This window comes from Vibrio sp. 2130-1, from assembly GCF_033339515.1.
In genome coordinates this window covers 83,191-96,052 of sequence record NZ_JAWOUT010000012.1, presented here as the reverse complement: position 1 = coordinate 96,052, position 12,862 = coordinate 83,191, and the positions used below count along the sequence as shown (strand labels likewise).

Below are 12,862 nucleotides of genomic sequence, written 5' to 3'. Positions count from 1 at the left end.
AGGCTTTTCTTTTTCCGTTTCAGTGGATTTATGTTTGTTGTTAGCAAGGCCTTTCGCGTTTAATGCTCAATGCGATTATGCTTTGCTTTTAATCAGCTGGCTCAGCATAAATAAGGATGTTGCGCTGATCACTACAGAAGGGCCGGCCGGTGTATCGAAGTGCCATGATAGGCTAAGCCCCATCAGTACTGCCACTGAGCCAATAATAGATGCGAACAATGCCATTTGCTCTGGTGATGAAGAGACTTTACGTGCTGTTGCTGCTGGGATAATTAGGAGCGAAGTCATGATCAACGCGCCAACGAACTTCATACCTACTGCGATTACTACACCCACCATTAGCATTAACACCAATCGAACTAAGTCTGTATTCACGCCCTCAACAGCGGCAAGTTCTTCACTAACAGTGCTAGAAAGCAGTGGGCGCCAGAAGACGTACAAACACGCGCTTACCGCAACAACACCTGCGTAAATAAACATCAGATCTTGTGGAGAGACGGCAAGTAAGTCCCCAAATAGGTAGCTCATTAAATCGACGCGCACGTTTTCCAAAAAGCTAACCGATACTAAACCGATAGAGAGTGCACTGTGTGCCAAGATACCTAACAACGTGTCTGTAGCCACAAGTTGTTGCTTTTGCAGAGTGACAAGCAAAACGGCCAGAGCTAAACAGCAGACGAGTAGCGCAAGGTAGAGATTTACGTTGAGCAAGAAGCCCAGCGCTAGGCCCATTAACGATGCATGAGCTAGGGTATCTCCGAAGTAAGCCATTTTACGCCAAACGACAAATGACCCAAGTGGACCGGCAATGATCGCGATACCAATACCAGCAAGAATAGAAGGTAGGAGAAACTCAATCATGATGGTGATGTCCGTGTTTATGGTGGGAGCATGATGTCGCATCACCGCTTACTGGCGTTCCGGATAAATCGTGATGATGGTGCTCATGGTCGTGATGATAAAACGCGAGAGATTCTCTCGCAGCATTGCCAAATAGTGCGATGTAAGAAGGGTGCTGAGTAATAGTGGCAGGTGAACCTGAGCAGCAAACATGGTGATGCAGACAAATAACATCGTCCGTTTTCGCCATCACTAAATGTAAGTCATGCGACACCATAAATACGCCACAATCAAAGCGGTGACGAATGCTCTCAATTAAGTCATAGAGATCGATTTGACCTTGGATATCCACACCCTGAGCTGGTTCGTCTAATACCAACAGCTGAGGACGCTGAAGCAGAGCGCGCGCCAGTAACACTCGTTGGTTTTCACCACCGGATAAGCGATGCATATTACTATTAAGTAAATGTTCAGCGCCAACAAGCCTTAATGCATCAATGCACTCCTGCTTACTGTATTTTCCTGCTAAATTTAGGAAGCGGGTTACATTCAATGGAAGGGAGTCATTGAGCTTCAACTTTTGAGGAACGTAACCAATTTTCAGTTTTCTTTGTCGGTTCAACTTGCCGCTAGTCGGCTTTTGAAGACCTAAGATAACTTTGACTAACGTTGATTTTCCCGCTCCATTGGGACCAATTAGGGTAGTTATTTTGCCCTTTTCTAATTCCATACTAATGTTATCGAGAACTCTGCGGCCATCGAACTCGACGCATAACTGCTCAAGATGGACTAAGGAAGACATGAATGAAACTCATTTGCAAATCAATAATGTTATAATGTAACATTATCTCACTTTCCACGCCATATCCCAAGTAAAACTATGAAAAGAGCATTAATTCTTGCTGCCTCAGCAATGTTAACACTGCCAGCACAGGCGGTAACGGTACTGACGAGTATCAAACCTATTCAGTTGTTAGTAACAGAGCTTACTCAAGGAGTAACTTCACCAGACGTGCTATTGCAGTCTAACACATCACCCCATGACTATGCTTTGCGTCCATCGGATGTTAAAAAGGTCGCTTCGGCTGATTTGGTTATCTGGTACGGACATGATCTTGAACCGTTTCTAGAGAAAGTTGTTTCGGATAGATCGAATACTTTGACTATTAGTCAAATTCCAAATCTAGAATTGCGTGAATTTGATAGTGAGCACAACCATGACCATGATGGGCACGATCATGGCTCACATGATCCGCACTTTTGGCTAGGTGTAAGCCAAGCACAACAAGTGGCCAAGGCTGTTGTGAATCAACTTGTATCACTTGATCCGGAAAATGCAGCTCAATATCAAGCGAACCTCAAAAAGTTTGAACTCGAGCTAAAAGACACTGACCAACAGATAAAGCAGAAGCTGGCACCAGTAAAAAACAAAGGTTACTTTGTATTCCATGATGCTTACGGTTATTTCGAAGATCGTTATGAACTAAATCAAATGGGGCATTTTACTGTGAGCCCAGAACGCAAGCCAGGAGCGAAGACCTTAATTCAAATTCGTCAAAAGCTAAGTGGTGGAGATGTGGCTTGTGTATTTTCTGAACCTCAGTTTACCCCGGCTGTCGTTCAGAGCGTAATGAGAGGCAGTGATGTCGCTAAAGGCGAGCTTGACCCGTTAGGGAGTACAATTGAAGCAAAACCTGGCAGTTACTTTACTTTTCTCAACAATATGGCGAATAGTTTTGAGCAATGCTTGAACAAAAAGTCAGATTAAGTGCTGTCGTAATGTAGGAGTAGTCTTTTTAACGTGATCCAGTAGTAAGAATTACAACCTTTGGTAAGGCGAGCCTTTTCTCAGAAAGTAATTGAGATATCATTACCAATAATTATCAGCTCAAAATAACCGTATCAATCCATGTTTTACAAACGATGAACGGTCACTTTCAGAGCACAAATTGATACAAAAGGTTTTCGTCTTGCTACGCCAATTAGCCCTTGCTCTGTTGGGCTTTGTCTTATCCTACCAAGCATTTGCGCTTCATAATGCAAATGCAATCTTTTACCCTTTGCCAACTCAGGCAAAGGGTACTTTTATCGCGGCTAAAAAGTTGTTCTTGGGTGAAAAGGGCGGTTTGTGGATTCATGACGTACACGGGAGAGTCCTGTTTTACGATGGTCAAACTATATTGCCTAAATCAGGTAGCTTCCTACAAACGTCGGCCAAGCAGTTGGCCTATCATAAAGGTGCTTTTTGGACCTTTATTGAAAATGAGGTCTATCGAACTTATCCAAATCAGGAGCGACGTTTAGTCTTTAGTTTAAATCCAGGCTCACAAATAAGAAAAATAGGGTCTTCAAAGAACTATATTTGGGTGAGTGATGGCGCGCATTTCTATACCTACAATATCGACACTAGCGAGTTAAACTCTTTCTCTCTATTGCAGCTCTATCAACATAGTAATAATAGCTACGTTTACATTAATGATGCGGTGCTAGTTGAAACGAAGTGGGCACTAGCAACGACTTCCGGCTTCTATCTTTCTGAAGGTGATAAGTTTGACCATGTCGCTGCCTCAGGTCAAAACTACATTGAGAAAGTCTATTATTCACACACGCGAAGAGAAATTTTGATAGGTACATTGCGTGGCGCTTTAATTTTCAACATTTACCAGCCTGATAAAGAAGTGATTAGAATTGGCGGCTCACATGTTTTGACATTCGCAGAGACAAATCAAGAGTATTGGGTGGGGACAGAGCATGGCCTTTATTTGTACTCATTTTTTTCAGGTGAGGTCACCGAAGTCGCGCCTGCAAGTTTTCTTGAGTTAGAGTTAGATAACACGAAGATTTATTCGTTGTTGAGCGACAATATGGGAGGGATGTGGGTTGCGACTAACCAAGGTATTCGTTATTACTCGCTATTTAGTAAAAAATTTGAACGAGTGACCTTTAGTAGTTATGACTCACACACCCTGTCAGGACGAATTCGGCAAACTATTGAAGGTCCTGATGGTGCGCTTTGGTTTGCTGATGACCGAAAGATTTATCGTTCAGGAAAGAGTGGGATTAACCAAGTCTTAGAGTTGGAGTCGCAGATCAATGAATTTGCGTTTCAAAACGGCATGCTGTGGCTTGCAACCTCAAAAGGGCTGGAAATATTTGAGCTAAATGGTCTCAACAAGATTACATTTCCTTATTTACAGGTTATGGCTGGACATGCAGTAGAGCATTTGACCGTTGATGGTGATGACCGTCTTTGGGTATCAAGCGGATACCATCTTTACAATGTTGATACTGCTGCACAAAGCGTACGAAACTTTGGAAGTGAGTGGCTAGTAAGTCAGTATTTGCCTGCTAAGGTTACGCGCCTATATGATACTGAAGATGCCCTATTAATAGGCACCGATCATGGCGTATACCAATACAGTAATGACAACATCCAGTTTATCCGTTTTTCAGAAAAGTTTGGTGAATCATTAGACATGACCACGGCGGTTGATGGCAGCCAGTGGTTTGCTTCATCTTATGGTGTGTTTAAAACAGATACACGAAGCGATGAAAAACGTGTTGTTGAAATGAGTGAGCCCAACGCCAGACCTGCTTGCTTGATCAGAGACAGGCAAGGTGTATGGTTAGCTTCCTCTGTTGGTTTAAGCTATTACCACCTTTCGGGTGAGTTAGTGAAACATTACTCATCGTCATCAGGCTTAATGAACAATGAGTTCCTCCCTGGTATTTGTAGCGTTATACAGCAGACAGAAATTGGTGAGCGAGAGCTTGTTCTGGGGTCGAAGTACGGACTCGTAAAAGCAGAAGCATCCAAGCTGCTTGTATCTAATCCCCCAGAGTCTAAGTTTATTGTTAGCCAAGTTGTGCTTGAAAATGAAGTTCTGCAAGTTGGTAGTGCCGATCTGAATGGGATCACACTGCCATATGGATCTTCGCTGAGTTTTTTATTCGGTGTGATGCCAAAACCAGACAGTCAAAATTTGTACTATCGATTGAACAACGATGACCCATGGCAAACGTTAGAGGGGGGCCAACTGACACTCGAGCACCTTAGTTCCGGTGAATATCACTTGCAGGTCAGTAATGAGTCTCAAGTTGCCACTGGAGTCGTTGGTTTAGAATCTCACTTTATCGTCCTTCATCCTTGGTATCTATCGCGATTTGCTATTTTAGGCTTTGTCGTAGCTAGTATTGCGGTCGTCGCATTACTTGTTTTCTGGCGCTCTCGCTACGTTGTACAGGCTAACCGTGATCTAGCAGCTCAAGTGACTCTCAAAACGAATCAGTTAAGACATCAAAGTAGAGTGTTGCTTACGAGCAACCAGCAATTACGTAAACAGATTCAAGTTAGAAACCTACTCGTAGACCATGTAGCTCTATCCATAAAATCAAGCGTCGACTTTATTGTGGCGAAACTACCTATGCCTCTCGATACTGCGACGGAGGATCATTTGGCTAAAACGAATTGGCAGTTAAATGAACTCAAAAGCGTTCCAAGTGATGTAAGTGGTGGGAGTCAGAACTACAACTTGAGTCAGATAACTCAGTCAGTGGTTGATGTATGGCAAGATGACTTTGCAAAAGCGGGTATTTTGGTAGAGCTAGAAGATGAGAGTAAGCAGAGCCGGGTTGCTCTGGAAAGCTTTAATCTTGATGTTATTTTCAATAGCATTTTTGCCAATATCATCAAGCGCTCTTTCCGGGGTCAAACGGTTAGAATTATGCTAGAAAAGGGGCATGATATTGTGTCATTGAGCTTTCTTGATTACGGGACGCAATTACCTAATAAAGTCGCGACTGGGCTTCCATCTAACTTAAATCACTCTGAGTTGAGTATTGACCACCTTGCCCAACTAGTGACAACGAGTGGTGGTTATTTGGCTGTCTTCTCTTCTGATGCTCAAAACAAAGTCGAGATTACATGGCCATCTGCGAAGGAAAGTAGTTATCTGGATGAACCGCAGCAAGAACTCAATCCTGTAACTATTGCAGAAGATCAAGTCACACCAGAGAAAGAGTGGTTGCAAAAAGTCTATCAATTAGTGGCAGAGCATTACCATGATCCTGAATTTGGCACTGCGTCAGCCGCTAAAATGCTGTATCTGTCTGAACGCTCTTTGCAGAGACGTTTTAAATCTGCCTCGTCAAGAACGTTAAAAGACTATGTCACAGAGGTTCGTTTAGAAACGGCGTGTGAACAGTTATTGGCGGGTGAGAAAATCAGTGAAGTCGCCTTTAACTGTGGCTTTAATGATCCATCTTACTTTAGCCAAAAGTTTAAGCTGCATTTTGGTTTGCCCCCTTCCAAGTTTGCTTTGACTCAAGAAAGCCAAGAAATTAACTAGAAAACCTTCATTATACGCTCCCTAGTTAATAGTTAAGATGCTGGGGAGCTGCATACAGTGCTCTATTATTGCTGCAGTTGCTAACGCAGTAAGTTTCATTGTTTCTTCATCACATCTAGCCTACAAATCCATTCTCAACACGTAAGCACGATCACGTTCTATCTGTTAGTCGCGATGTTCATAGCAATAAGCATAAATGGCTTCAAGAGAATGATTTACTGATAGTTGCAACAAATAAATGACAGTTGTATTGCTGTATCAAAAGAGCGTTGTTCATTTGGGTGAATGATGGCATGCGACATTCGTGAAAACGAAAACTGTGTTGAAAAGATGGATAAGGTAAAGAAGTTTTGAAAGAGGTGAAAAAAATATCGTGGTATAGCCGGGGGGACTATACCACGGGTGTCAAGGACACCTTCGCTTGCTGCCGGAGTGACATGTTGCCATGCCACCTCTGGAATTTATTAGAGAGGTTGCCCTCTCGATGGAGTAACTATACGAGAGGTTACTTATTTTTCTTATAAAAATAACGCCATGTTTATATGAGAAAAGCGACAATGTTTGGTTTTTTACTTAAGCAATTGTTTTAATTTGTATTTTTTGTTTTCTATCTTGGTTTGTGACATTTTTGTTTCGTTAGGTGTCATTTTTAATTGTTAATTTTGACGTAAATAACGAGAGGAAATTTACGAAGTTAACGTTTGAAAGCGTGAAAACATTTACGGAATCTTTGATTTCACACAAGGATTGAAGGGGTATAGGGGAGTAATATTGGCAACCTAAACTTATGAAATAATAATATTTCTCATTAGCAATACTCTTAAGGGCCACTATGAAGTTATCAGAGATTAATCCTGGCGATACGGTGACGATTCGGTTGTTAGATGGTCTTTCATCAGATATCAGAAAGAAACTCATGGTAATGGGGCTGCTTCCCAATACAGAAGTCAAAGTGATTCGACGTGCGCCAATGGGCGATCCTTTACAAGTCGAAGTCCGTGGTGTGTCTGTCGCATTGCGAGAAACAATTGCTCAGAAAATTGAAGTGGAGCGAGTGTAATGCAATATCAAGTGCTAACCGTAGGTAACCCTAATAGTGGTAAAACGACGCTATTTAATGGTTTAACTGGCGCAAAACAGCAAGTTGGTAATTGGGCAGGTGTCACGGTTGAAAAGAAAACGGGACAATTCAAGCATGCTGGGGATGAGTTTTTGCTCACTGACCTTCCGGGTATTTACTCATTAGACAGTGGTAATGATAGTAATAGTATTGATGAATCCATCGCATCGCGTGCGGTTCTAACTCATCCTGCTGATCTCATTATTAACGTGGTGGATGCTACAAGTTTAGAGCGCAGCTTATATATGACGCTGCAACTTCGCGAACTTGGTCGCCCTATGATTGTTGTCCTCAACAAGATGGATGCGCTAAAGCGTGAACGTCAGATGATTAACGTTGCAGAGCTTGAGAAAACGTTAGGTTGTCCGGTTGTCTGTTTATCTGCAACCAATAAAACTCAAGTGGCAGAGTTTAAAGAAAAGCTCCATAAATCCATCGTTCAAGGAGTGCCACTTAAAGAATTGTCTTTGAATTATGGTGAGAAGATGGAGTCGGCAATTCAAACGGTTTCCGCACTTTTTAACGACCAAAACGTCGCTCATCGTGCACTAGCGATTCGTGCGCTTGAAAAAGACATAATGGTGCTCAATAGTCTTTCTGATATTGATAGAAGCAAAGTCTTGGAAGTCATTACGACGATAAATTTGGATATCGATTTGCATGTCGCGGATACTAAGTACACGCATCTGCATGAACAGTGTAAAAAAGTTCGCCGAAGCGAAGGCAAGTTAAGTCGTAGTGTGACTGAAAGACTCGACCAGTTTATTTTGAACAAGTGGATTGGAATTCCTTTCTTCTTTGTTGTTATGTACCTGATGTTTATGTTCTCGATTAACATCGGTAGTGCATTTATCGACTTTTTTGACATTGGTGTGGGCGCATTGTTGGTTGATGGTGGGCATCACTTGTTAGACGGTCATTTGCCTGTGTGGTTAGTTACGGTTCTTGCTGATGGTATCGGTGGTGGTGTCCAGACGGTTGCAACCTTCATTCCGGTTATCGCGTGTTTGTACCTCTTCCTAGCGGTACTTGAGAGCTCAGGTTACATGGCTCGTGCAGCATTCGTACTAGATAAAGTGATGCAGAAGATCGGCCTACCGGGCAAAGCATTTGTACCGTTGGTTCTTGGTTTTGGCTGTAACGTACCGTCAATCATGGCAACTCGTACTCTAGACCAAGAACGTGAGCGTAAACTGGCTGCATCTATGGCGCCATTTATGTCATGTGGTGCTCGTCTGCCTGTATACGCGCTATTCGCTGCGGCATTCTTCCCAGGTTCTGGCCAGAACATTGTATTCGCACTTTACCTACTTGGTATTGTGGCAGCGATCTTCACAGGTCTTTTTCTTAAGCACACGCTTTACCCAGGTAGCAGCGATAGCCTAGTGATGGAAATGCCAGATTACGAGCTTCCGACGCTACAAAACGTGGTGATCAAAACTTGGCAAAAGCTAAAGCGCTTTGTACTTGGTGCAGGTAAAACCATCGTTATCGTTGTTGCTATTCTGAGTTTCTTCAACTCATTGGGTACTGATGGCAGTTTTGGTAACGAAGACAGCGAAAACTCTGTGCTTTCTAAAGCTGCGCAAGTTGTGACTCCAGTATTCGCGCCAATCGGTGTTCAAGAAGATAACTGGCCAGCGACGGTTGGTATCATTACCGGTATCTTCGCAAAAGAGGCGGTAGTTGGTACGCTTAACAGTCTATACACGACGCCAAGTGACGGTGAAGACGCAGAATTTGATCTAATGGGCAGCCTAGAAGAGGCAGTAATGAGTATCCCTGAAAACCTAGCCGGTTTGAGCTACTCAGATCCACTAGGTATTGAAGTGGGTGACTTAACTGACTCAAATGCCGTTGCAGAAGAGCAAGAAGTCGATGCTTCTATCTTCGGTAACATCAAATCGCAGTTTGCGTCTGGTAATGCCGCATTTGCTTACCTAATCTTTATCCTACTGTACACACCTTGTGTGGCGGCGATGGGTGCTTACGTACGTGAGTTTGGTCATAAGTTCGCACGCTTTATCGCGGTTTGGACAATGGGTTTGGCTTACCTATGTGCGACGTTCTACAACCAATTGACGCATTTCGCAGATAGCCCAGTAACAAGTGGTATTTGGATGGCTGTGGTCGTAGCTATCTTCTTTGGCACATACCGTGTGTTCAAACAAGTTGGTAAGAAACAAAACGGTGCATTAGAGGCGCAAATAGCATGATTTTAAAAGAGCTTTATCAATACATTGCAGACAAAGGAACCGTCTCCCAGTCAGATCTGGCTAAACAGTTTGGGATGAGTGAAGATGGCGCCGACGCGATGTTAAACGTGTGGATTAAGAAGGGCAAAATTAGCCGCCTAGTCGACACTAATAAAGCTCATGACGTGACTCGTGTTCGCTACTCAGTGACTAAACAAGATGGTTTGTCTCTGACAGTCACCATGTAGCGACTATCAAAATTAGTCACCTAAAAATTATCACGTAAAAACGACAAAGCCGCATCAGCAATGATGCGGCTTTTCTTTTGCTGGTTATTGTTTGTGAATACAGCGAAATTAATGTTCTTCAGAGTGTTTAGTCGCGCCTAACTCTAGGAACTTTAAACCAAGACTTAAAACTAAAATCGAAATAGGTAATGTTAAGATCGTCCAATCTAAGCTGTCGAAGTTAATCAGCACGAGCTCTAAGAACTTCACAAACAAGATCACGATGATGACTTCAGCCAAAATGTTTTTTAGATGGCCGATGTTTGGGGTTCTGATCCAATGCAAAACCGACTGCTCTTGTGTTTTCGCTTTAGCTTTGTTGGAAATAAATAGTGTGTAGATGCCGTGAGCAAAGATGAACAAAACTAGTGCGACAAGAAACGTATCCAGTGACTTGATCAAATAAGCGATCGCGATGTCTGCTTTATCTAAATGTGCGAGTGCTTCTGGAGGTGTTTGATTGAGAATGAAGACCGCAAATGCCGAATAGGTTTTTGCTGCACCCATAAGAAAAAGCAAGAATGAAGCAGCCATAGAACAGATAATGGCGATCCAGCTGACGTATCGGAATGTGTTGAAGACTTGTTTCATGATGACCCTCTCTAACTGAGCTGGTAGTCTAAACAAGTTTTATTTTAGTGATAATCCCAGAAAAATGAGAAAGATTGTTACAAATACGTATTAATCTTTCTCTGTCTATTTCAGCCGTATTCAAAGGCGAATTATTTTCGCTAGCAGTGCTTATGCTTTTTGGAAAATAGAACTCAGTGACAGCACATTTTTAATGCGACCAAGCAATTCGTTTTGCTCTTCTTCTGTACGGAATTCACCTTTGGTGTTACCCCAAACCGGTCCCGGCCATGCTACGTCATCTTTGAAGCGAGCAATATGGTGAATGTGCAGCTGTGGCACCATATTACCTAGCGCACCAAGGTTTAGCTTGTCTGGACGGAATGTTGCTTCCAGTGCTTGGCTTACCGCTTGAGACTCTAGCAAAAACTGTTGCTGTTCTTGCATTGGCAAGTGGTGAAGCTCTTTTAGGTTTGCACGTTTAGGGACCAAGATAACCCATGGCACGGCGTTATCTTTATGCAGAAGCGCCACACACAGTGGGAAGTGGCCGATAACGGTGGTGTCTTTTGCCAGTTGAGGGTGCAGTTCAAAACTCATTATGTTGTCCGATTTGAATTGAATGACATCAGTATACGCCAGATAAAACAAAAGGTTGACGCTTTCACGTCAACCTTTGTCATCATTTAGCTTGTGCTACTTAAGCTACCTACGTAAAAGCGGATTACATACGCTCTAGAGTATCAATACCTAGTAGAGACAGACCTTGCTTGATGGTCTTCGCTGTTAGCGCAGCTAGTTTCAGACGGCTTTGTTTCACAGCTTCGTCTTCAGCAACTAGGATAGGGCACGCTTCGTAGAAACTAGAGAACTGACCTGCTAGTTCGAATAGGTAGCTACACATGATGTGCGGTTGGCCTTCGCGAGCGACAGATTGAACCGCTTCTTCGAACTGCATAAGTTTAGCAATAAGTGCTTTCTCTTTCTCATCAGTGATTTTGATGTCGCCTTGGAGAGCGTCCATAGCAACACCAGCTTTAGCGAAAATAGAAGCTACGCGAGTGTATGCATATTGCATGTATGGTGCTGTGTTACCTTCAAACGCTAACATGTTGTCCCAATCGAACACGTAGTCAGTCGTACGGTGTTTAGATAAGTCAGAGTATTTAACCGCTGCCATTGCAACTGTTTTAGAGATCTTCTCTTTTTCTTCCGCATCTAGCTCAGGGTTTTTAGATTCGATCAGTTGTGCTGCACGAACTTCTGCTTCATCTAGAAGGTCGGCAAGGCGAACGGTACCACCCGCACGAGTCTTGAATGGCTTACCATCTTTACCAAGCATCATGCCGAACGCGTGGTGCTCAAGAGATACTGACTCAGGTACGTAGCCTGCCTTACGAACAATTGTCCAAGCTTGCATTAGGTGCTGGTGTTGACGTGAGTCGATGAAGTAAAGCACACGGTCTGCGCTTAGCTCTTCATAACGATATTTTGCACATGCGATGTCTGTTGTTGTGTATAGGAAACCGCCATCGCGTTTTTGAACGATAACGCCCATTGGTTCGCCATCTTTGTTCTTGTATTCATCTAGGAATACAACTTGCGCGCCATCATCTTCAACGGCAAGACCTTGTTCTTTTAGGTCTGCAACGATCTTAGGAAGCATGTCGTTGTACATGCTCTCGCCCATCACGTCGTCACGAGTCAGTGACACGTTTAGACGGTCGTAGTTGCGCTGGTTTTGGATCATGGTTACATCAACGAGTTTTTTCCACATTTCTGCACAGTACTCGTCACCGCTTTGCAGTTTCACAACGTAGTTTCGCGCCTTTACTGCGAAGTCTTCATCTTCATCGTACAGCTTTTTCGATTCGCGGTAGAAGCCTTCAAGGTCCGCAAGCTCCATAGAAACTTCGCCAGACTCTTGTTGTACACGTTCAAGGTTTGCGATAAGCATACCGAACTGAGTACCCCAGTCGCCGATGTGGTTCGCACGGATCACTTTGTGACCTAGGAACTCAAGAGTACGTACCACCGCATCACCGATGATGGTTGAACGTAGGTGACCAACGTGCATTTCTTTAGCTACGTTTGGTGCAGAGTAGTCAGCAACGATAGTTTGAGCTTCGTCTGCTGCAACGCCAAGACGTGAGTCAGCCAGTGCTGCTTCCGCTTGTTTTGCTAGGAACTCTTCGCTTAGGAAAATGTTGATGAAACCAGGACCAGCGATTTCTGTCTTGCTTGCAATACCATCTAGGTCTAGAACATCCAGTACTTTCTGTGCAAATTCTCGTGGGTTAGTACCCAGTTTTTTAGCAACGCCCATTACGCCGTTTGCTTGGTAGTCACCAAATTGTGGCTTTGCTGATTGGCGTACTGCCGCAGGACTGCCTGCAGGTGCGCCAGCGGCTTCTAGAGCCTGAGATACTTTGTCATTAATAAGTGCTTGGATATTCACACGCGTTTCCTTCAATTCAAGGACGAAGAACTCGGCGAAGTAAG

General features: G+C 43.4%; 10 protein-coding genes. 5 read left to right on the top strand and 5 right to left on the bottom strand.

Going from position 1 to position 12,862, the window contains the following annotated elements:
* Positions 1–75: 75 nt before the first annotated feature.
* Complete coding sequence (znuB, locus tag R7Q09_RS17680; RefSeq protein WP_005382183.1) at positions 76–861, bottom strand: zinc ABC transporter permease subunit ZnuB; 786 nt, start codon at positions 859–861, stop codon at positions 76–78.
* Entirely contained in the window at positions 854–1,642 is a 789-nt protein-coding gene (gene znuC, locus R7Q09_RS17675) for a zinc ABC transporter ATP-binding protein ZnuC (RefSeq protein ID WP_005382185.1), read from the bottom strand. The genes znuB and znuC overlap by 8 nt, the downstream gene beginning before the upstream one ends.
* A 78-nt stretch (positions 1,643–1,720) precedes the next feature.
* On the opposite strand from znuC, the gene znuA reads away from it, so the two are divergent.
* The 5 genes from znuA (at position 1,721) to R7Q09_RS17650 (ending at position 9,751) form a co-directional block, all read left to right on the top strand.
* Positions 1,721–2,608, top strand: a complete 888-nt coding sequence (gene znuA / locus R7Q09_RS17670; protein WP_033906913.1) for a zinc ABC transporter substrate-binding protein ZnuA — start codon at positions 1,721–1,723, stop codon at positions 2,606–2,608.
* 202 nt (positions 2,609–2,810) lie between these two features.
* Positions 2,811–6,188, top strand: coding sequence for a helix-turn-helix domain-containing protein (locus tag R7Q09_RS17665; protein WP_318071053.1), 3,378 nt, complete (start codon positions 2,811–2,813; stop codon positions 6,186–6,188).
* 832 nt (positions 6,189–7,020) lie between these two features.
* Positions 7,021–7,248, top strand: coding sequence for a ferrous iron transport protein A (locus tag R7Q09_RS17660; protein WP_005382190.1), 228 nt, complete (start codon positions 7,021–7,023; stop codon positions 7,246–7,248).
* Entirely contained in the window at positions 7,248–9,524 is a 2,277-nt protein-coding gene (gene feoB, locus R7Q09_RS17655) for a Fe(2+) transporter permease subunit FeoB (RefSeq protein ID WP_318071054.1), read from the top strand. Before R7Q09_RS17660 ends, feoB begins: the two co-directional genes overlap by 1 nt.
* Positions 9,521–9,751, top strand: a complete 231-nt coding sequence (locus tag R7Q09_RS17650) for a FeoC-like transcriptional regulator (protein ID WP_005382192.1) — start codon at positions 9,521–9,523, stop codon at positions 9,749–9,751. The genes feoB and R7Q09_RS17650 overlap by 4 nt, the downstream gene beginning before the upstream one ends.
* 108 nt (positions 9,752–9,859) lie before the next feature.
* Here the strand turns inward: R7Q09_RS17650 and R7Q09_RS17645 are convergent, their stop codons facing one another.
* The 3 genes from R7Q09_RS17645 to argS all read right to left on the bottom strand — a co-directional run bounded on the left by R7Q09_RS17645 (position 9,860) and on the right by argS (position 12,818).
* Positions 9,860–10,381, bottom strand: a complete 522-nt coding sequence (locus R7Q09_RS17645) for a YqhA family protein (protein WP_005382193.1) — start codon at positions 10,379–10,381, stop codon at positions 9,860–9,862.
* A 150-nt stretch (positions 10,382–10,531) separates the two neighbouring features.
* A complete protein-coding gene (locus tag R7Q09_RS17640) occupies positions 10,532–10,960 on the bottom strand; it encodes an HIT family protein (protein ID WP_005382194.1) in 429 nt (142 codons plus the stop codon).
* 124 nt (positions 10,961–11,084) lie between these two features.
* Positions 11,085–12,818 carry an arginine--tRNA ligase gene (gene argS / locus R7Q09_RS17635; RefSeq protein ID WP_005388349.1) on the bottom strand — a complete coding sequence of 578 codons (1,734 nt, stop codon included), beginning with the start codon at positions 12,816–12,818 and terminating at the stop codon, positions 11,085–11,087.
* Positions 12,819–12,862 lie beyond the last annotated feature (44 nt).